This window comes from Streptomyces sp. NPDC090108 (assembly GCF_044747185.1).
Classification (GTDB): Bacteria; Actinomycetota; Actinomycetes; order Streptomycetales; family Streptomycetaceae; genus Streptomyces.
In genome coordinates this window covers 343,862-363,596 of sequence record NZ_JBIVDQ010000005.1, presented here as the reverse complement: position 1 = coordinate 363,596, position 19,735 = coordinate 343,862, and the positions used below count along the sequence as shown (strand labels likewise).

Genomic DNA, 19,735 nt, shown 5'->3' with positions numbered 1-19,735 from the left:
TTCTCCTGATCGCTCGATCCTGCGAGAATCACTCACCGCCCAGGGCTTGGACGACAAGCCTGGGTCGACGCCGGAAGATGATCTGAAGTCGGAGCGGGGCCAAGGGTAGCGTCCACCCAACCATGTTTGAAGTGCGCCCGCTGACGGTTCGTCGCATCGGAACTGGAGGGACCGGCTTCATGGATCGCAGGAGGAGTCACGGTTCCCATGACCTCTGTGTCGCTCTGCAGTGCGGGATGTGGAAAACGCATACGGATTCCGCCGTTCCCGGATCGCCGCAACGGCTTCTCGGCGCCCCCGAGCCGTCAACCGTGATCAGGAGGACGGCCGCTACTACGGCGGCTCCAAGGCCACGTCCCGGTACTTCATGGGCGTGAGGCAGATCCCCAACCAGGGGCGGGCCGTCAACGTCCTGATGTGGCAGGGCACCCAGGACTCCACCGACCAGAACCTTCCCAAGCTGGTCCGCGAGGGCGCCCACACACGCGCCTCCCTCGCCCTCGGAACCGAGTCCCAAGCCCCGGATGGCCCTCGGGGACAAGGCCGTCGACGGCGGGGCCGCGCCGAACCTGCTCCGTCCCGGTCTGAATCAGGGAGCGCTGGTCGTCGCGTCGTCCGGCATCGACATCCCCAAGGCCAGTCCTCGCTGACCGTGCACACGCACTACGTCGACGACGCGGCCAAGGCCATCGCCGACCGCGCCAAGGCCCTGCGCGACGGCGCCACCACCCTCACCCGCATCGAGCGGGGTGAGGAGCGCGACCCGCTCGCCGACATCGCGAGCGCCCTTGAGGACGCGCCGCGGGTGCGGACGAAGAACGTGCTGGCACGGCTCGCCGTGCTGAACGCGACGCCTACGGCGGCTGGTCGTTCATCGATCTCAAGCACATCCTGCACGACGCCGGCGCGGAGCCGCACAAGTCCGATGGGGTCATGGTCGTCAGCCGCGACCGCGCGCTGCGCTCGCTCGCCAACCGCGACACAGACGGTTCCGCTTCCGCTGCCGAGCAAAGCCGGCCGTCTCCCGCGCGGCCATGAACGTCGCGCTCGGGGGCGTCGGATTCCTCGCGGTGTTTGGCGGGCTGCTGCTCCTGGCGACGTTCATCGCCGCACTCACCGTCCTGATCACCCAGCCGATCACCCTGGTTGCCGTGATCTTCGGCGGAAGGATCGCCGTACGGATCTTCACCGCCGGCAGCCACCGCGGCGGGACCACCGTCAACATCCGCAAAGCCGTGATCAAGCGCAACCACTTCCGCGGCTAGGCCGGCGAGCAGGTGGAACTAGCCGCCGAGACCCGCCGCTTCCCCATGGACGCCAGTCGCACATCGTTCGCGGCTACTTCGACAGCCGCTGTCCTACTGGGATTCCTCGGAACCGCCATCGCTCGCTCCAGCGAGCTTGCCGCCGACGAATGCCAAGCTCAGCATGAGGCCGGTTACACCGGTGGCTGCCACCAGTTTCATCGCCACCCCGTGGAACAGCTTGCTCTCGCTGTCCTTCTCGTACACCCGTCCCACGTTTCGTTCGAAGTGGTCGTGGAGGGACTCCCGCTGTGCCTCGCTGAGGTCGTCCCGACCGAGGTCGGCCTGCAGGGCGTCCCGCTGGTCCTGCGCAGCCTTGTAGAAGTGGTTCTGACTGTTCTCGTTGGCTGCGAGAGTGGCCTTGTGGGCCTCTTTGACCGCATCGATGTTGGCCTTGCCCAGATCCTTGAAGGCAGGGAACTGTTCGACGAGCTTGAGTTGCACCTCGGTGGCCATCTCGGGCAGCTTCGCCTTGAGCTTGGCTACCTTCTCCTTGGACCGGTTCCGCAAGCTTGGGATACCCAACTTCCGTTTGACCGTTGAATCGTTCGCGTCGCCCATTTCCTGACTCCCCTCCTCGCCCCGTGAGGCATCCCGGATAGTAGCGGCACCCCGCCGACAAGCCCCTCATCCTCGACCCCCTCGCCATGGCTCTGGGAGCTGTATTCGAGTGTCAGGTACACCCACTGCGCTTCGGTCAACGGCACGACCGGACCCACGATCGCATGGTCGGGACGGCGCAATCCTACGAATCAGCACATCTCTAAAGACCCCGCCGCCGTCCGTCGGCTAGGAGAGAGGGAAGCCCGTGAAGCCATCTTCGGTCTGGAAGACCAGGTGGAAACCCTAAACCCTCCCTCTGAAGCAGGTCCTTCACGTCGGGCGTGGACTCACTGGGCATCAGCACGACCAGCTTGAGCGATTCGGCGTTGTCGATGTAGCGCGAACCCTGACTTCACGCTCCGGGTGCACACGCACCTGCTGCCGAGTAGCGAGGGCCGCGCCCGGCGGGCCGTGGACAGCGTTTACGAGGACCGCGTTTCCGAGACGAACGGCCCACAGACGGCCCAGGGGCGGTGAGGACGGCCGCAGGGCCGACGATCGATGACCGCCGACCCCGCGTACTACTTCACAAAAGTGCCGCTGAACCACCCCTACAGCACCGGCAGGTTCTTCCGCAGTTCGAACGCCGTGACCTCGGACCGGTACTCCTCCCACTCCGACCGCTTGTTGCGGAGGAAGAAGTCGAAGACGTGCTCGCCGAGGGTCTCGGCGACGAGGTCGCTGCGTTCCATGAGGGTGAGGGCCTCGCCGAGGTTCTGCGGGAGGGGTTCGATGCCCATGGCGCGGCGTTCCGCGTCGGAGAGGGCCCAGACGTCGTCCTCGGCGCCCGGCGGGAGCTCGTAGCCCTCCTCGATGCCCTTGAGGCCGGCGGCGAGGAGGACCGCGTAGGAGAGGTAGGGGTTCGCGCCGGAGTCCAGGGAGCGGACCTCCACGCGGGCGGAGCCGGTCTTGCCGGGCTTGTACATCGGGACGCGGACCAGGGCGCTGCGGTTGTTGTGGCCCCAGCAGATGTACGACGGCGCCTCGCCGCCGGCGCCCGCGGTGCGCTCGGAGCCGCCCCAGATGCGCTTGTAGGAGTTGACCCACTGGTTGGTGACCGCGGAGATCTCCGCCGCGTGCTTCAGCAGGCCCGCGATGAAGGAGCGGCCGACCTTGGAGAGCTGGTACTCGGCGCCGGACTCGTAGAACGCGTTGCGGTCGCCCTCGAAGAGGGAGAGGTGGGTGTGCATGCCCGAGCCGGGGTGCTCGGAGAACGGCTTCGGCATGAAGGTCGCGTGCACCCCCTGCTCCAGCGCCACCTGCTTCATGACCAGGCGGAACGTCATGATGTTGTCCGCCGTGGACAGCGCGTCGGCGTAGCGCAGGTCGATCTCCTGCTGGCCGGGGGCGCCCTCGTGGTGGGAGAACTCCACCGAGATGCCCATCGACTCCAGCATGGTGATCGCCTGGCGGCGGAAGTCCATGCCGATGCTGGTGGGCGTGTGGTCGAAGTAGCCCGAGTTGTCGGCCGGGATCGGCCGGGTGCCGTCCAGCGGGCGGTCCTTCAGCAGGAAGAACTCGATCTCCGGGTGGGTGTAGAAGGTGAAGCCCAGGTCGGAGGTGCGGGCCAGCGCGCGCTTGAGGACGTAGCGGGGGTCGGCGAAGGACGGCGAGCCGTCGGGCATGAGGATGTCGCAGAACATGCGGGCGGTGCCGGGGGTCTCGGCGCGCCAGGGCAGCATCTGGAAGGTGGACGGGTCCGGCTTGGCGATCATGTCGGACTCGTAGACCCGGGCGAAGCCCTCGATGGCGGAGCCGTCGAAGCCGATGCCCTCGTCGAAGGCCTGTTCCAGCTCGGCAGGGGCCACCGCGACGGACTTGAGGAAGCCCAGCACGTCCGTGAACCACAGGCGTACGAACCGGATGTCGCGCTCCTCCAAGGTCCGGAGCACGAACTCCTGCTGCTTGTCCATCTTCCGCTTCCCCATCCTTGCTGGTCAGGCCGCCTGTCTCCCATGCCGCGGGAGGCGGTCGGGCACCTGAGCATCCCACCACAACACCATTTCGTGCGCGTTGCGGATCCCGATCACCACGGCGTCCCCGGCCTGAACGCCTGCCGTACGGCGGGTGTACCGCCCTGCCGCCCATCTTGCCCGCTCGCACGGACTTCCGTCATGGCCGGACGCCCGCACCCGTGACCGAGACCACCCGTCTTAATTGGTATTTCAGATGCAAGTTTTTGTTACGGTGAAAAAAGTCGAGTCGTGAGGAGCCCCGATGCTGACCGAACAGTCCGCAGCCACCGTCCGCGCCACCCTGCCCGCCGTCGGCGCGGCCATCGGCGAGATCTCGCAGCGTTTCTACGCCGGGCTCTTCGCCGCCCACCCCGGCCTCCTGCGGAACCTGTTCAACCGGGGCAACCAGGCCTCCGGCGCCCAGCAACAGGCCCTCGCCGGGGCCGTCGCCGCCTTCGCCGGCCATCTGCTGGAGCATCCGGACCGCCGCCCCGACGCCCTGCTGGGCCGCATCGCCCACAAGCACGCCTCGCTCGGCATCGCGCCGGAGCAGTACGCGATCGTCCACGAGCACCTGTTCGCCGCCATCGCCGAGGTCCTCGGCGACGCCGTCACCCCCGAGGTCGCCGCCGCCTGGGACGAGGTCTACTGGCTGATGGCGAACGCGCTCATCGCGATCGAGCGGCGCCTGTACGAGGAGAGCGGCACCCGGAGCACGCGGCCGTGGGAGGTCGTCGGGCGGACCGACGAGACCGCCGATGTCGTCACCTTCCGGCTCCGGCCGGCCGACGGCGGCCCGGTCCGCGGCTTCCGCGCCGGCCAGTACGTCTCCGTGGGCGTCACCCTGCCCGACGGCTCCCGCCAGATACGGCAGTACAGCCTCTGCGGCGCGCCGGACGAGGAGGTCCGCCGGTTCAGCGTCAAGCGTGTGCACGGCGGCGCGGCGCCCGACGGCGAGGTCTCGAACCACCTGCACGCCCATGTGCGCACGGGCGACGTCCTGGAGCTGTCCGAGCCGTACGGCGACCTGGTGCTCGACGGCGCCGACGACCGCCCCCTCCTCCTCGCCTCCGCCGGTATCGGCGTGACCCCCATGGTGGCGATGCTCGCCGCGCTGGCGGCCGAGGGCCACCGCGCCCCGGTCACGGTCGTCCACGGCGACCGTTCCCCCGGCTCCCACGCCCTGCGCGCCGACCACGAGGGGTACGCGGCGAAGCTGCCGGACGCGTCCGTGCACCTGTTCTACGAGCAGGGCGCCGAGCCCGGCACCCGCGCCGGCCGGGTCGACCTCGCCGACGTCCCCGTGGCGCCGGGCACCCGCGCCTATCTGTGCGGCCCGCTGCCCTTCATGCGTGCCGTCCGCGCCCAGCTGCTCGCCAAGGGCGTCGCCCCGGCCGACGTGCACTACGAGGTGTTCGGCCCGGACCTCTGGTCGCCCCGGACCTGATGCCCCGCTGAGCACCGCACCCGCGCCCGCACGACGACACCCCCGCACCCCCGGTCGGCGGCGACCCGCGCACCCCCACCCCCGGCCGGCGCCGCCCCGCACACCCGCACCCGGTCGGCGCCGCCCCGCACGCCCACGCCCCGGTCCGCCCCGCCCCGCCCCGCGCGGCCGCCGGGGCGGCGCCGGCTGCTCAGGCGTTGTCCCCGGGCCCCCTGGAGATGCCCAGCAGCAGCGGTCCCGTCGGGTCCGCGACCACGTCCTGGACCGTCACGGGGTCCAGCGCCGCGAAGAAGGATTCCTGGGCCCGGCGCAGGGCGCCGCGCAGGCGGCAGCCGGAGTTCAGCGGGCACGGGGTCGGGCCCTCGCAGTCGACCACGTCCCCGTCGCCCTCGAAGGTGCGGACCACCGCGCCGACCGACGCCGTCCGCCCGCGCTCGGTGAGCGTCAGCCCGCCGCCCCTGCCCCGGCGGGCGTCGACCAGGCCCAGGTGCTGGAGCTCGGCGACGACCTTCGCCGTATGGGTGTAGGGCACGTCCATGTCCTCCGCGACCTGCCGGGTCGTGGGGGTCGTACCGGCGGCGACGGCCAACCGCATGAGGACCCGCAGAGCCAGGTCGGTGGAACGCAACAGCCGCATACCGCGAGCGTAGGTAATGCGCATCCCCGGTTCAAATGATCGGCCCCCGGTTCCCTGCCACGCCGCCCCCGGTTCCCTGCCGTGCCGCATCCGGTTCCCTGCCGTGCCGCACCCGGTTCCTCCTGCGCTGCACCCGGTTCACCTCACGTGCTACAGCGGAGCGTCCCTTCCCCACTACGATCAGCGAGCCCCACCCCCGCAGCCCCGAGATCCCCCAGAAGGACACGTCATGGGTTCCGACAGCAACAGCAGCAGCGCGGCGCGCAAGGCACGCGTCGACGAGATGCGGCGCGCCGAGCGTGCCCGTGAGCGCCGTACCCGGATGCTCACGGTCGCCGCGAGCGTGGTGGTCGTGGCCGGTCTCGTCGTCGGCGGTGTGGTGCTGCTGCGCGCGCAGTCGGACCCGGACACGAAGAACGCCTCGGCGAAGAAGGACCCGGCGGGCGACGCCAAGAACGCCGGGACCTCCGGCGACACCGGGCACTTCACCACGGGCAAGGACGGGGTGCGGGTCTGGTCCGGCAAGCTGTCGCGGACGCACGTGCCGACGAAGGTGTCGTACCCGATGCACCCGCCGGTCGGCGGCAACCACAACCCGGTGTGGCTCGACTGCAACGGTGACGTCTACAAGGACGCGGTCCAGGACGAGAACGCGGTGCACGCGCTGGAGCACGGCGCGGTCTGGGTGACGTACACCGCGCAGGCGAAGAAGGCGGACGTGGACGCCCTCGCCGCCAAGGTGAAGCAGACGCCGTACTCGCTGATGAGCCCGTACGCGGACCAGGACGCGCCGCTGATGCTGTCGGCGTGGGGCCACCAGGTGGCGGTGAAGAGCGCGTCCGACCCGGAGGTCGGCAGGTTCTTCGCCTCCTACGTGCAGGGGAAGCAGACGCCGGAGCCGGGTGCCTCGTGCACCGGCGGGGCCATGAAGTGAGGCGGCGGCACGTCGGCTGGGTGGCCGGGGCCGCGGCTGCGGCGCTCGTCGCGGCGGGCGCGATCACCTACGCGGTCGCCGAGGACACCGGCGCCCCGGCGCCGGCCGCGAGCACGCCGGGCGCGGAGTCCGCGGACGCCGGGTTCGCGCGGGACATGGCCGTCCATCACCAGCAGGCCGTGGAGATGTCGTACATCGTGCGCGACCGCACGAAGAACGAGGAGGTGCGGCGGCTCGCGTACGACATCGCGCAGACGCAGGCCAACCAGCGCGGCATGATGCTGGGCTGGCTGGACCTGTGGGGGCTGCCGAAGGTGTCGGCGAAGCCGCCGATGGCGTGGATGGGCATGGGGGACATGCCGCCCGGCCAGGACGGCGCGCTGATGCCGGGCATGGCCACCGACACCGAGCTGCGCGAGCTCGGTTCGCTGAACGGGAAGCGGGCGGAGATCCTCTATCTCCAGCTCATGACGAACCATCACAAGGGCGGCATCCACATGGCGAAGGGCTGTGTCGCCCGGTGCACGGTGGGAGTGGAGAAGCGGCTCGCGCAGGGCATGGTGGACGCGCAGGAGTCGGAGCTCCAGGTGATGGCCGGAATGCTCAAGGAGCGCGGCGCGCAACCCGGTTCGTAACACCGCCGTAAGGATCAACCGCTCAAATCACCCTGGAGGAAGGTTCCTTGAGCTTCTCTTGACCTTCACGTTCCCCTGACATGAACGGTTCATCGTCAGAGTGGCCCCCATCGTGTGATCTCGTACCGGCCTAAACCGCCGCGGGCCGGCGCGGTCATCCGCGACATAGCGACCACTACATGCATGCGAACCGCATCGCAGGGGGTTTTATGAGATCCAATCGCGCCAAGACGCGCGCCGGTGTGAGCATGGCGGCGACGCTGCCGATGATCGCCGGTGCGCTGGCGCTCGGCATACCCGCGGCCCACGCCGCGGGCACCCCGGCCCGTGACGCGCTGACGGGCACCAGGCCCGCGTGGGCCACGGCCAAGGCGGACAAGGGTGCCACCGCCGACAACGCCCAGGTCAAGGCCCGGGTCTACCTGGCCGGCCGGGACGCGGCCGGACTCACCGCCTACGCCAAGGCGGTGTCCGACCCCAGCTCCCCGCTGTACGGCAAGTACCTGGACGCGAAGCACGTCCAGGCCCGCTTCGGCGCCACCAAGGCGCAGGTGTCGGCCGTGAAGTCCTGGCTGACCTCGGCCGGGCTGAAGGTCACCCAGGTCACCCCGCACTACATCGCCGTCTCCGGTGACGTGGCGGCGGCCGAGAAGGCCTTCGGCACCCAGCTGCACAACTTCGCCAAGGGTGCGAAGACCTACCGCGCGCCCTCGAAGACCGCGTCCGCGCCGGCCGGCCTCAAGGGCGCCGTCCTGACCGTCACCGGTCTGGACAACGCGCCGCACAAGTCGGACCACGACGAGCAGCTCCCCGGTCCGGGAGCCGTGTTCAAGAACTCCGGGCCGTTCTCGTCGTACTTCGGCTCGAAGACCGCGACCACGCTGCCGGACGCGTACGGCGGCAAGATCCCGTACGCGATCAAGGGCTACACCGGCAAGCAGCTGCGCGCCGCCTACGGCGCCGGCTCCTACACCGGCAAGCACGTCCGCATCGCCATCACGGACGCCTACGCCTCGCCGACCATCGCCTTCGACGCGGGCAAGTACGCGCAGAAGAACGGTGACGCGGCCTGGAAGACCGGTCAGCTGCACCAGTCGCTGCCGGCCGACTACACGCACACCTCGGCCGACGAGTGCGACGCGTCCGGCTGGTACGGCGAGGAGACCCTCGACGTCGAGGCCGTGCACGCGGTCGCGCCGAACGCCGACGTGACCTACGTGGGCGCCGCGTCCTGCTTCGACGACGACCTGCTGGACTCGCTCAGCAAGGTGGTCGACAACCACCTCGCCGACATCGTCTCCAACTCCTGGGGCGACATCGAGGCCAACCAGACGCCGGACCTCGCGGCCGCCTACGACCAGGTGTTCCAGCTCGGCGCGGTGCAGGGCATCGGCTTCTACTTCTCCTCCGGCGACAACGGCGACGAGGTGGCCAACACCACGACGCCGGAGCACCCGGGCGTGAAGCAGGTCGACACCCCGGCCAACTCGGCGTGGGTGACCGCGGTCGGCGGCACCTCGCTGGCCGTCGGCAAGGGCGACACGTACCAGTGGGAGACCGGCTGGGGCACCGAGAAGGCGACCCTGGCCGCCGACGGCAAGTCCTGGACGAACTTCCCGGGCGCGTTCACCTCGGGCGCGGGCGGCGGCACCAGCCGTACCGTGCGCGAGCCCGCGTACCAGAAGGGCATCGTGCCGAACGCGCTGGCCACGGCCAACAGCGCCGCCGGCAACCGCGTCGTCCCGGACATCTCGGCGATCGCCGACCCGAACACCGGGTTCCTGGTCGGCCAGACCCAGACCTTCCCGGACGGATCCGAGAAGTACAGCGAGTACCGCATCGGCGGCACCTCGCTGGCCGCTCCGGTGATCGCCGCGGTCCAGGCCCTGGCCCAGGAGGCGCGCGGCGGCAAGGCGATCGGCTTCGCCAACCCGTCGATCTACGCCAAGTACGGCAAGAAGGGCGTCTTCCACGACGTCACGGACCGCCCGACCGGTACCGACCTGGCGGTGGCCCGTATCGACTTCGTCAACGGTGTCGACGCCACCGACGGCCTCGCGACCTCGGTCCGCAGCCTCGGCAAGGACAGCTCGCTGTCCGCGGTGAAGGGCTACGACGACGTCACCGGCGTGGGCACGCCCGCGGACGGCTACGTCCAGTCGTTCCGGCGCCACTGATCATCCGCTCCGGCGTCCCCCGCTTCCCGGCGGGGGACGCCCGCGGTCGGTGAGGGGGTGCGGGGTGTCAGACACTCCGCACCCCTGCCGAGTTTGGGGGGGGGCAGACACTCCGCACCCCCGCCGGATGTGGGGGTCAGACACTCCGGACCCCCGTCGGGTGTGGGGTGTCAGACACTCCGGACCCCCCATCGCGTCGCTCTGACGATTACACTGGCCGGGTGCCTCAACTTCGTCTCGCCCTGAATCAAATCGACTCACGGGTCGGCGACATCGCCGGGAACACGGAGTCGGTCGTCCGCCGGACCCGGCAGGCCGCCGAGCGGGGAGCCCATCTCGCGGCGTTCCCCGAGATGGTGCTGACCGGGTATCCCGTCGAGGACCTGGCCCTGCGCTCCTCCTTCGTCGACGCCTCCCGCGCCGCCCTGCGCGCGCTCGCGGCCCGGCTGGCCGAGGAGGGCCTGGGCGAGCTGCCGGTGCTCGTCGGCTACCTCGACCGCTCGGACGCCGCGCAGCCGAGGTACGGCCAGCCGGCCGGCGCCCCGCGCAACGCCGCCGCGGTGCTGCACCGGGGCCGGGTGGCCCTGACCTTCGCCAAGCACCATCTGCCGAACTACGGCGTCTTCGACGAGTTCCGCTACTTCGTGCCCGGCGACACGATGCCGGTGATCCGGGTGCACGGCGTCGACGTGGCCCTCGCCATCTGCGAGGACCTCTGGCAGGACGGCGGCCGCGTGCCGGCCGCCCGCTCGGCGCACGCGGGGCTGCTGCTGTCGGTCAACGCCTCCCCCTACGAGCGCGACAAGGACGACACCCGTCTGGAACTGGTCCGCAAGCGCGCCCAGGAGGCGGGCTGCGTCACCGCCTACCTCGCCATGACGGGCGGCCAGGACGAGCTGGTCTTCGACGGCGACTCCATCGTGGTCGACGCGGACGGCGAAGTGATCGCCCGCGCACCGCAGTTCACCGAGTGCTGTGTGCTGGTGGACCTGGACCTGCCGGCGGCGGACCCGCAGGCGCCGACGGGCGTCGTGGACGACGGTCTGCGCATCGACCGGGTGGTCCTCACCGAGGACCCGCTGCCCGCGTACGGACCGGAGTTCACCGGCGAGCGCGCCCCGCACCTGGACGACGACGCGGAGGTCTGGTCGGCGCTGGTCACGGGCCTGCGCGCGTACGTCGTCAAGAACGGCTTCCGGTCGGTGCTGATCGGCCTGTCCGGCGGCATCGACTCGGCGCTGGTGGCCGCGATCGCGTGCGACGCGGTGGGCGCGGAGAACGTGTACGGCGTCGCGATGCCGTCGAAGTACTCCTCGGAGCACTCCCTGGGCGACGCGGCCGAACTGGCCCGCCGCACCGGCCTGAACTTCCGTACGGTGTCCATCGAGCCGATGTTCGACGCGTACATGGGCGCGCTGGGCCTGACCGGCCTGGCCGAGGAGAACCTGCAATCGCGGCTCAGGGGAACGCTGTTGATGGCGATCTCCAACCAGGAGGGCCACATCGTCCTGGCCCCGGGCAACAAGTCCGAGCTGGCGGTGGGGTATTCGACGCTCTACGGCGACTCGGTGGGCGCGTACGGCCCCATCAAGGACGTGTACAAGACGTCCGTCTTCCAGCTGGCCAGGTGGCGCAACCGGGCCGCGGAGGAGCGGGGCGCGACGCCGCCGATCCCGGAGAACTCGATCAGCAAGCCGCCGAGTGCCGAGCTGCGGCCGGGCCAGGTGGACACGGACTCCCTGCCGGACTATCCGGTCCTGGACGCGATCCTCGACCTGTACGTCGACCGGGACCAGGGCGCCGACGCGATCGTGGCGGCCGGTTTCGACCGGGACCTGGTGACGCGGACGCTGCGCATGGTGGACGCCGCCGAGTACAAGCGGCGGCAGTACCCGCCGGGCACGAAGATCTCCGCGAAGGGCTTCGGCAAGGACCGGCGCCTGCCGATCACAAACGGCTGGCGCGAGACGGCGTAGCGCCCCCCGCCGAGCGCCGGGGGCGCGACCGGTACGGGCAGGGGCGTCTTCCGGTGCGGCCGGGGATCTTGCGGGCGGCGCGGGAGACACGGCACATTGCTGGAACCTACTGGCGAGTACAGCACAGAGAGGTCCATGCCCGTGGCCGGTGCCGGCGCTTCGCACATCCCCTCCCCCGCCTCGTCCTCCTCCGGTTCGCCCGGTTCCCCCGGTTCCTCCGGCGCCCCCGCCCCCTCGGGCCCGTCACCGTCCGGTGGCGGGCCCGGCCGCCGCTCCTGGTGGGGCTGGGGCACGGAGGACAAGGCCCTGTCGGACGCCGAGTGCGTCGCGCTCGGCGCCCTGGTCCCGGGCGCGGCGGACACCCCGCTGCCCGTGCCCGCGGTCGCGGACCTCGACCTGCCGAAGGTGCGGGTCGAGCCGCCCGCCGCGCTGGCCCCCGTGATGTCGGCGGAGCCGTGGGACCGGGCCTCGCACACCTACGGCAAGGCCTACCGGGACGTGATGCGCGCCCTGCACGGAGACCTCGCCGCCGCGCCCGACCAGGTCGCCCGCCCCCGCACCGAGCAGGAGGTGGCCGACGTCCTGGACTGGGCGGCGGGCGCGGACGTGGCCGTCGTGCCGTACGGCGCGGGCAGTTCGGTGGCCGGCGGGGTCGAGTACCGCGCGGGGCTGCACCGCGGGGTGGTGTCGCTGGACCTCTCCGCCCTGGACCGGGTGCTGGAGATCGACCGGGTCAGCCGGGCCGCGCGGATCCAGGCGGGTGCTCTCGGCCCGGGTCTGGAGGCGCAGCTGCGGCCGCACGGACTCACCCTGCGGCACTTCCCGCAGAGCTTCGAGTTCTCCACCCTGGGCGGCTGGCTCGCCACCCGGGCGGGCGGCCACTACGCCACCGTGTACACCCACGTCGACGACCTCGTGGAGTCGATGCGGGTGGTGACGCCGGTCGGTGTGAGCGAGTCGCGGCGGCTGCCGGGGTCCGGCGCGGGTCCCTCTCCCGACCGGCTGTTCCTGGGCTCCGAGGGCACGCTCGGGGTGATCTCCGAGGCCTGGATGCGGCTCCAGGAACGCCCGCGCCACAAGGCGTCGGCCACCGTGCTGTTCGACGACGTGCACGCCGCCATGGAGGCCGTACGGGCCGTCTCCCAGGCGGGTCTGCACCCGGCCAACTGCCGGCTCCTCGATCCCGGGGAGGCCGCGCTGTCGGGGGTGGCCCGCGACGGCGCGAGCGTGCTCGTCCTCGGTGTGGAGTCGGCCCGCGTCCCCGTCGACGGCCGCCTGGCCGAGCTGCTCGCCCTCGCCCGCGACCACGGCGGCGTGCCCGCGGCGACGAGGTCCGGCGCGCCGGACGCCGCCGCGGAGGCCTGGCGGTCGGCGTTCCTGAGGATGCCGTACGTCCGTGACGCGCTGGCCCGTATGAGCGTGCTCACCGAGACGTTCGAGACGGCCTGCACCTGGGACCGCGCGCCGGAGCTGTACGCGTCGGTGCGCGAGCGGCTGGCCGGTGCCGTGCGGGAGGTGACGGGCTCCGAGCCCACGATCACCTGCCGGTTCACGCACGTCTACCCCGACGGCCCGGCCCCGTACTTCACCGTCGTCGCCCCCGGGCGGCGCGGGCGGGAGACCGCCATGTGGGACGAGATCAAGGCCGCGTCGATGGAGATCCTGCACGACCACGGGGCCACCGTCACCCACCATCACGCGGTCGGCCGCGACCACCGGCCCGGCTACGACCGCCAGCGCCCCGAGCTGTTCGCCCAGGCCCTGCGGGCCGTCAAACACACCCTCGACCCCGCCGGAATCCTGAACCCGGGCGTCCTCGTCGACCCGGCGGACACGGCGGCGAGCGGGGCCTGACCCCCGGGGCGGTGTGAGGGGCTCCGCTCTGCGAGCCCCTCACACCGCCTTCGGTCTCAGCGGTGCAGCGCGCCCTGTTCGGGGACGTGGGAGGCGACGACGCGGCCGGTGGAGGCGACCTCGCGGCGGCGGTCCACCGCCCAGGCCACCGCGGCCACGCCCACGCCCAGCACCGCGAGCGCGCCGCCGGCCACCGCCGGGGAGGTGGCCCCGAAGCCGGCGGCCAGCGCCAGGCCGCCGATCCAGGCACCGCCGGCGTTGGCCAGGTTGAAGGCCGCCTGGTTGGCGGAGGAGGCGAGGGAGGGCGCGCTGGCGGCCTTGTCCATGACCATGAGCTGCAGCGGCGAACCGGTGACGAAGGCCGCCATGCCGAGCAGGACGACCGCCACCACCGCACCCCACTCGGCGCGCATCAGCAGCGGGAAGAACAGCAGGACCACGGCGAGGGAGGCGAGGCCGCCGAACAGGGTGCCGCGCATCGCGTGGTCGGCGAGGCGGCCGCCCAGCAGGTTGCCCGCGGTCGCACCCACACCGAACAGGGCGAGCAGCAGCGTCACGCTGGACTCGGCGAACCCGGCGGGGCCGGTCAGCATCGGGGTGATGTAGCTGTACGCGGCGAACAGCGCGCCGAAGCCCGCGACCGTGGTGCCGAGGGCGAGCCAGACCGGCAGGGAGCGCAGGGCGGCCAGTTCGCCGCGCAGGCCGGTCGCGGGGGCGTGGGAGCGGTCGCGCGGGATCAGCAGCGCGAGCGCGGCGATCGCGGCCACGCCGATCACGCTGACGCCGAGGAAGGTCGCCCGCCAGCCCAGGTGCTGGCCCATCAGCGTGGCGACGGGGACGCCCGCGATGTTGGCGACGGTCAGGCCGAGGAACATCCGGGACACCGACCGGGCCTTGCGCTCCGGGGCGACCATGTTCATGGCGACGACGGCGCCGACGCCGAAGAACGCCCCGTGCGGCAGCCCGCTGAGGAAGCGGGCGGCGAGCAGGGAGTCGTAGCCGGGCGCGAGGGCGGAGAGCGCGTTGCCGAGGACGAACACGGCCATCAGGCCGATCAGCACCGAGCGGCGGGACATCCGCGCGGTGAGGGCGGCCAGCAGCGGGGCTCCGATGACGACGCCCAGCGCGTACGCCGAGACCAGATGTCCGGCGGCCGGGATGGAGATGTGCAGGTCGTCCGCGACCTCGGGCAGCAGGCCCATCATCACGAACTCGGTCGTACCGATACCGAAAGCGCCGACAGCCAGGGCCAGCAGGGCCAGAGGCATGGAGAGCCTGTGCCTTTCAAAGGAGAGCGGAGGTCCGGACAGTTTATGTTCGGCTACGAAACAAAGGCTCTCAGGCGCGGTATTCCAACGGGTTACGAGGACGTGTCGACGTTCACACGGGCGGCCACCGGCAGGTGGTCGCTGCCGGTGCGCGGCAGGGTCCAGGAGCTCTCCGGATCGATGCCCCTGACCATGATCTGGTCGATCCGCGCCATCGGGAACGACGCCGGCCAGCTGAACCCGAAGCCGCTGCCCGCGGCGCCCTGCGTGGAGCGCAGCTGCGAGGTGACGGCGTTGAGCGAGCGGTCGTTCATGGTGCCGTTCAGGTCGCCGAGCAGCACCACGCGGCGCAGCGGCTCGTCGGCGATCGCCTCGCCGAGGGCGTCGGCGCTCTTGTCGCGCTGCGCGGCGGTGAAGCCGGCCCGCATCTTCACCCGCACCGAGGGCATGTGGGCGACGTAGACGGCGATCGGGCCCTCGGGGGTGGCCACGGTCGCGCGCATCGCGCGTTCCCAGCCGAGCTTGATGTCGACGGCCCGCGCGCCGCTCATCGGGTACTTGCTCCACAGGCCGACGGTGCCGGTGACCGAGTGGTAGGGGTAGGTCCCCGCGAGGGCCTTCTCGTACACCGGGACCTCGGCCGGGGCGAGCTCCTCCAGGGCCAGCACGTCGGCCCCGGAGGCGGCGACGCCGCGGGCGGTCGCGGACGGGGCGGGGTTGTCGGCGTTCACGTTGTGGGTGGCGACCATGAGGTCGCCGCCGGCGGCCGACTTGTCGGTGAGCAGGCCGCCGAACAGGTTCAGCCAGACGATCGCCGGCAGGATCACGGCGATCAGCGCGGGCGCCGACTTCCGGAGCACCCCGAGGACCAGCAGGACGGGGACGGCCAGGCCGAACCAGGGCAGGAAGGTCTCCGTGAGGCTGCCGAGGTTGCCCACCCGGTTGGGGATGCGGGAGTGCAGCAGCATCACCCCGGCCAGCAGCAGGGCGAGGACGGCGAGCAGCAGTCCGCGGCGCCAGACCCGTGGATCACCCCGCCAGCCCGAGAACAGGCGGCGCGCCAGGCGTCGAAACCGGGATCCCGGTCGCTCGGATCCCGAGCCGCCGTTGCCCGTCTCCGTCATGTACGCCTGCTGCGCCATACCGTCTGCCTCACTGCCTGCCGTGCATGTCGTCGTCTCTCCCCCGTGCCCATCCGACCCTAGGGGATCAACGCCGCCGTTCTCGCCGTCCCATGACGGCCGTACGGAAGACGAGGACGAAGAGCGGGCGCCGGGAGTTCCGTCACCGCCGGACCGGGCAGGGTCTGTGACGAAATATGCACATGAGCGCTACGGGGCTGTCGAGCTGACGGGCCGTAGGCCTTCGAGGACCGTGTCGACGATCCGCCCCGACAGACCCTCGGGCAGCTCCGCCTCGGGGCGCATGAAGGCGCGGACGATCATGGGGCCGACGACGATGTCGTTGATCAGTTCCAGGTCGACGTCGTCGCGCAGCTCGCCGCCGCGCTGCCCCCGGCGCAGCACCTCGTAGCCCAGTTCGCGCCGCGGCTCTATCACCGTGCACTCGTAGGCGGCCCACAGCTTGGGGCTGCTCTTCATCTGGGCGTAGATGTTGTGCATCATCAGCGACGAGCGGTTCAGCAGACCCCGGGTGCGCATCGCCTCCAGCAGGACGACCAGGTCGTCGCGCATCGAGGTGCCCGGCAGTTCGGGGTCGGGCGGTTCGGCGGCGCGCATGACGTCGACGAACAGCTCCTCCTTGCCGCTCCAGCGGCGGTAGATGGTGGCCTTGCCGACCCCGGCGGTACGGGCGACACGCTCGATGGAGAGCTCGGCGAGGGGGACGCCGTCCTCCAGAAGCTTCATCACGGCTTCCACGATGGCGCGCTCCACGGCCTCGCTGCGGGGCCTCCCCCGGGTGGGGCAGGCCTGTCGCGGCCGGCTTTCGGCAAGGCTCACGTCGTTCCGTCCTCTCGGTGTGCTGCGGGAATTGTCCCGCAGCCGCCTCCCTCCCCCGTGCCGGCGCGTGCGGCGCCGCGGTTTCTACGACTCGCGGTCCGCGGCCGCGACCAGTTCCGGTTCCTCCTTCTGCGGCTGCCCTGCCGCCGCCCGACCGGGCAGGAACAGGGCGGTGACCACGGCACCGGCGAGGGCCACGCCCGCTCCGCACAGGGCGGTGACGTGCATGGCGTGCAGGAAGGCGTCGTGGGCCGGGGTGATCAGGGCCTGGCCGCGCGGGCCGAGCCGGGCGGCGATGCCGAGGGTGGCCTCGATGGAGTCGCCGGCCGTGTCCCGCAGGCCGGGCGGCAGGGCGCCGAGCTTGTCCTCGATGCCACCCCGGTAGGACGTGGCGAGGACCGAGCCGAGGACGGCGATGCCGAGGGCGCCGCCGACCTGGCGGAAGGTGTTGCTGAGCGCGGAGGCCGAGCCGGCCTTCTCGCGCGGCAGGGCCTGCATGATGACGACGGAGGTCGGCGTCATGATGTGCGCCATGCCGGTGCCCATGAGGAAGAAGACGACCTCCAGCTGCCAGATCGGCGTGTCGGCCTCGAAGCCGGCGAACGCGGCCAGCGTGGCGGCGATCAGCACCAGTCCCGCGGTGGTCGTGGCCTTGTTGCCGAACCGGTCGACCAGCAGCCGGGCCCGCGGCGCGAAGATCATCTGGGCGGCGGCCAGGGGCAGCATCAGCACACCGGCCTCCAGCGGCGAGTAGCCGCGCACGCTCTGGGTGTAGAAGACACCGAAGAACGTGACGCCCATCAGCGCGAAGAAGACCAGCGCGATGGCGCTCATGGCGGCCGAGAAGACCTTGTTCCTGAAGTAGGTGACGTCCAGGGACGGGTGGTCGCTGCGCTTCTCGAAGACCACGAAGGCGGCGAGCACGAGGATTCCGGCGCCGATGGTCACCAGCACCCTGGGGTCGGTGAAGTCGGCCAGCTCACCGCCCTTGATGATGCCGTAGACGAGCAGGATCAGGCCGACCACGGACAGCACGACGCCGACGGGGTCGAGGCGGCCGGGGTTCGGGTCGCGGGAGTCGGGCACCAGCCACAGCATCAGTCCGAGCGCGAGGATCACGATCGGGACGTTGATGAGGAAGACCGAGCCCCACCAGAAGTGGTCCAGCAGCGCGCCGCCGGTGATCGGGCCGATGGCGATGCCGAGGCCGACGCCGCCGGCCCAGATGCCGATGGCCTTGGGCTGCTCGTCGCGCTCGAAGACGTTCATCAGCACGGCGAGGGTCGCGGGCATGACGAACGCGGCGCCGAGGGCCATCACCGCGCGGTAGGCGATCAGCTGGCCCGGGGAGCCGGACTCGGCGGCCAGGGCCGAGCCGATGCCGAACACCACGATGCCGCCCAGCAGGACCTTCTTGCGTCCGAGGCGGTCGCCGATGAGGCCGGCGGTGAAGAGCAGGCCCGCGAAGACCAGCGTGTAGGCGTTGATCGCCCACTCGATCTGGCTCTGGGTCGCGCCGAGACCGGTGGGCGCCGGAGTGGAGATGGTCTTGATGGCGACGTTCAGGATCGAGTTGTCGAGCACCACGATGAGCAGGCTCAACATGAGCACGCCGAGAATCGCCCAACGGCGCCGGTGCACTGCTTCCGGTATTCGGGAGGCAGGTACGGAAGTTGTCATGCGTCCGAGCCTAGAGCCATTTCAATACGGCACCGTCTCGTATCTGAATTACTTTACCGAGCCCTTACGCGGCGGGGGCGGACCGGGCGGGCTCGGGGTGGACCCGGGACGGGCTCGGGGCGGGCTGGGGATGGACCCGGGGTGGACTCGGAACAGGCCTGAAGCAGGACCGGAGCGGGCCCGGAGTGACAGCCGGCGGGCGGAGATCAGGGGGTCCGAAAGGGGCGAAAAGGGGCCCGCAAAAGACTTGAAAGGGACCCCGGGGGAAGAAGCGGAGGGATCACAGGGGGTCCCCCTGGCCGAGTGCGGCACGAGGTGCCACCATGGAGACGATCCGGGGACGCCGTGAGGGCGCCTCGAGATGACTGAAGGAGCCGCAATGACGCAGCTTTCGGCTGCCCACACGAAGCCTTCCGACGGCAGCAAGGCGCTGTACGGGGGGAAGGGCACCCGTCGCATCACCGTCCGCGACATCGCTCTCGCCAAGGAGCGGGGCGAGAAGTGGCCCATGCTCACCGCCTACGACGCGATGACCGCGTCCGTCTTCGACGAGGCCGGGATCCCGGTGCTCCTCGTCGGCGACTCGGCGGGCAACTGCCACCTCGGGTACGACTCGACCGTGCCCGTCACCCTCGACCAGATGATCATGCTGTCGGCCGCCGTCGTACGGGGCACCAGCCGTTCCCTGATCGTGGCCGACCTGCCGTTCGGCACCTACCAGGAGGGCGCGGTGCAGGCGCTGCGCTCGGCGACCCGGCTGGTGAAGGAGGCCGGGGCCGGCGCGGTGAAGCTGGAGGGCGGCGAGCGCTCGCACGAGCAGATCCGGCTGCTGGTGGAGTCCGGCATCCCGGTGATGGCGCACATCGGCCTGACCCCGCAGTCCGTCCACTCGATGGGCTACCGCGTGCAGGGACGGGGCGAGGAGGCGGCCCAGCAGCTGCTGCGCGACGCGAAGGCCGTGCAGGACGCGGGCGCGTTCGCGGTCGTCCTGGAGCTGGTTCCGGCGGAGCTGGCGGCCGAGGTGACGCGGGTGCTGCACATCCCGACGGTCGGTATCGGCGCGGGCGCGGAGACGGACGCGCAGGTCCTGGTGTGGACCGACATGCTCGGTCTGACGTCCGGCCGGGTGCCGAAGTTCGTCAAGAAGTACGCGAATCTGCGTGAGGTCATGGGCGACGCGGTGAAGGAGTTCGCCGAGGAGGTCGTCGGCGGCACGTTCCCGGCGGAGGAGCACTCCGTCCACTAGGCGGCTGCCGCCGGCCGCGGGGGTCTGCCTCCGCGGCCCGGCGCCGCGCACTGAGCCA

General features: G+C 71.2%; 14 protein-coding genes and 2 pseudogenes. 9 read left to right on the top strand and 7 right to left on the bottom strand.

From position 1 onward, the window contains the following. Positions 1-319: 319 nt before the first annotated feature. Together ACIPRD_RS19890 and ACIPRD_RS19885 are read left to right on the top strand one after the other, a co-directional pair. A pseudogene (locus tag ACIPRD_RS19890) lies at positions 320-1,038 on the top strand (ATP-binding protein); the annotation flags it as partial. Next, a pseudogene (locus ACIPRD_RS19885) lies at positions 1,008-1,265 on the top strand (hypothetical protein); the annotation flags it as partial. The pseudogenes ACIPRD_RS19890 and ACIPRD_RS19885, both read left to right, overlap by 31 nt. A 93-nt stretch (positions 1,266-1,358) precedes the next feature. Here ACIPRD_RS19885 and ACIPRD_RS19880 read toward each other — a convergent pair. Together ACIPRD_RS19880 and ACIPRD_RS19875 are read right to left on the bottom strand one after the other, a co-directional pair. Further along, positions 1,359-1,865 carry a hypothetical protein gene (locus ACIPRD_RS19880; RefSeq protein WP_401564648.1) on the bottom strand — a complete coding sequence of 169 codons (507 nt, stop codon included), beginning with the start codon at positions 1,863-1,865 and terminating at the stop codon, positions 1,359-1,361. Between the two features lie 593 nt (positions 1,866-2,458). Then, positions 2,459-3,820, bottom strand: a complete 1,362-nt coding sequence (locus ACIPRD_RS19875) for a glutamine synthetase family protein (RefSeq protein WP_356398112.1) — start codon at positions 3,818-3,820, stop codon at positions 2,459-2,461. A gap of 304 nt (positions 3,821-4,124) precedes the next feature. Here ACIPRD_RS19875 and ACIPRD_RS19870 point away from each other — a divergent pair, with 304 nt between their 5' ends. Then, positions 4,125-5,309: a globin domain-containing protein gene (locus tag ACIPRD_RS19870; protein ID WP_356398109.1), complete on the top strand. Its 1,185-nt coding sequence runs from the start codon at positions 4,125-4,127 to the stop codon at positions 5,307-5,309. A gap of 190 nt (positions 5,310-5,499) precedes the next feature. Here ACIPRD_RS19870 and ACIPRD_RS19865 read toward each other — a convergent pair whose 3' ends face one another. Continuing rightward, positions 5,500-5,946 carry an RrF2 family transcriptional regulator gene (locus ACIPRD_RS19865; RefSeq protein ID WP_401564646.1) on the bottom strand — a complete coding sequence of 149 codons (447 nt, stop codon included), beginning with the start codon at positions 5,944-5,946 and terminating at the stop codon, positions 5,500-5,502. 229 nt (positions 5,947-6,175) lie between these two features. Between ACIPRD_RS19865 and ACIPRD_RS19860 the strand changes: the two genes are divergently transcribed. The 5 genes from ACIPRD_RS19860 to ACIPRD_RS19840 all read left to right on the top strand — a co-directional run bounded on the left by ACIPRD_RS19860 (position 6,176) and on the right by ACIPRD_RS19840 (position 13,522). Next, entirely contained in the window at positions 6,176-6,880 is a 705-nt protein-coding gene (locus tag ACIPRD_RS19860; protein ID WP_401564643.1) for a DUF3105 domain-containing protein, read from the top strand. Further along, the gene (locus ACIPRD_RS19855; protein WP_356398101.1) at positions 6,877-7,515 is read left to right on the top strand and encodes a DUF305 domain-containing protein; all 639 of its coding nucleotides are present in this window, start codon (positions 6,877-6,879) and stop codon (positions 7,513-7,515) included. Before ACIPRD_RS19860 ends, ACIPRD_RS19855 begins: the two co-directional genes overlap by 4 nt. Before the next feature lie 209 nt (positions 7,516-7,724). Further along, a complete protein-coding gene (locus ACIPRD_RS19850) occupies positions 7,725-9,692 on the top strand; it encodes a S53 family peptidase (RefSeq protein WP_356398098.1) in 1,968 nt (655 codons plus the stop codon). Positions 9,693-9,913: 221 nt separating this feature from the next. After that, positions 9,914-11,668 carry an NAD+ synthase gene (locus tag ACIPRD_RS19845; RefSeq protein WP_401564639.1) on the top strand — a complete coding sequence of 585 codons (1,755 nt, stop codon included), beginning with the start codon at positions 9,914-9,916 and terminating at the stop codon, positions 11,666-11,668. Between the two features lie 135 nt (positions 11,669-11,803). Continuing rightward, a complete protein-coding gene (locus ACIPRD_RS19840; protein ID WP_401564637.1) occupies positions 11,804-13,522 on the top strand; it encodes an FAD-binding oxidoreductase in 1,719 nt (572 codons plus the stop codon). A gap of 56 nt (positions 13,523-13,578) precedes the next feature. Here ACIPRD_RS19840 and ACIPRD_RS19835 read toward each other — a convergent pair whose 3' ends face one another. From ACIPRD_RS19835 to ACIPRD_RS19820, 4 genes are all read right to left on the bottom strand, one after another. Then, positions 13,579-14,790, bottom strand: coding sequence for an MFS transporter (locus ACIPRD_RS19835; RefSeq protein ID WP_401564635.1), 1,212 nt, complete (start codon positions 14,788-14,790; stop codon positions 13,579-13,581). Positions 14,791-14,882: 92 nt separating this feature from the next. After that, a complete protein-coding gene (locus ACIPRD_RS19830; protein WP_356398087.1) occupies positions 14,883-15,932 on the bottom strand; it encodes an endonuclease/exonuclease/phosphatase family protein in 1,050 nt (349 codons plus the stop codon). A 189-nt stretch (positions 15,933-16,121) separates the two neighbouring features. Next, complete coding sequence (locus ACIPRD_RS19825; protein WP_356398084.1) at positions 16,122-16,751, bottom strand: TetR/AcrR family transcriptional regulator; 630 nt, start codon at positions 16,749-16,751, stop codon at positions 16,122-16,124. 84 nt (positions 16,752-16,835) lie between these two features. Next, positions 16,836-18,431: an MFS transporter gene (locus ACIPRD_RS19820; RefSeq protein ID WP_401564631.1), complete on the bottom strand. Its 1,596-nt coding sequence runs from the start codon at positions 18,429-18,431 to the stop codon at positions 16,836-16,838. Positions 18,432-18,810: 379 nt separating this feature from the next. Here ACIPRD_RS19820 and panB point away from each other — a divergent pair, with 379 nt between their 5' ends. Continuing rightward, entirely contained in the window at positions 18,811-19,677 is an 867-nt protein-coding gene (panB, locus tag ACIPRD_RS19815; RefSeq protein ID WP_356398079.1) for a 3-methyl-2-oxobutanoate hydroxymethyltransferase, read from the top strand. The last annotated feature ends 58 nt before the right edge of the window (positions 19,678-19,735 follow it).

Coding starts and splice junctions, on each gene's coding strand:
- ACIPRD_RS19880 (WP_401564648.1), bottom strand. CDS start 1,865: ATGGGCGACGCGAACGATTCAACGGTCAAACGGAAGTTGGGTATCCCA.
- ACIPRD_RS19875 (WP_356398112.1), bottom strand. CDS start 3,820: ATGGACAAGCAGCAGGAGTTCGTGCTCCGGACCTTGGAGGAGCGCGAC.
- ACIPRD_RS19870 (WP_356398109.1), top strand. CDS start 4,125: ATGCTGACCGAACAGTCCGCAGCCACCGTCCGCGCCACCCTGCCCGCC.
- ACIPRD_RS19865 (WP_401564646.1), bottom strand. CDS start 5,946: ATGCGGCTGTTGCGTTCCACCGACCTGGCTCTGCGGGTCCTCATGCGG.
- ACIPRD_RS19860 (WP_401564643.1), top strand. CDS start 6,176: ATGGGTTCCGACAGCAACAGCAGCAGCGCGGCGCGCAAGGCACGCGTC.
- ACIPRD_RS19850 (WP_356398098.1), top strand. CDS start 7,725: ATGAGATCCAATCGCGCCAAGACGCGCGCCGGTGTGAGCATGGCGGCG.
- ACIPRD_RS19840 (WP_401564637.1), top strand. CDS start 11,804: ATGCCCGTGGCCGGTGCCGGCGCTTCGCACATCCCCTCCCCCGCCTCG.
- ACIPRD_RS19835 (WP_401564635.1), bottom strand. CDS start 14,790: ATGCCTCTGGCCCTGCTGGCCCTGGCTGTCGGCGCTTTCGGTATCGGT.
- ACIPRD_RS19830 (WP_356398087.1), bottom strand. CDS start 15,932: ATGGCGCAGCAGGCGTACATGACGGAGACGGGCAACGGCGGCTCGGGA.
- ACIPRD_RS19820 (WP_401564631.1), bottom strand. CDS start 18,431: ATGACAACTTCCGTACCTGCCTCCCGAATACCGGAAGCAGTGCACCGG.
- panB (WP_356398079.1), top strand. CDS start 18,811: ATGACGCAGCTTTCGGCTGCCCACACGAAGCCTTCCGACGGCAGCAAG.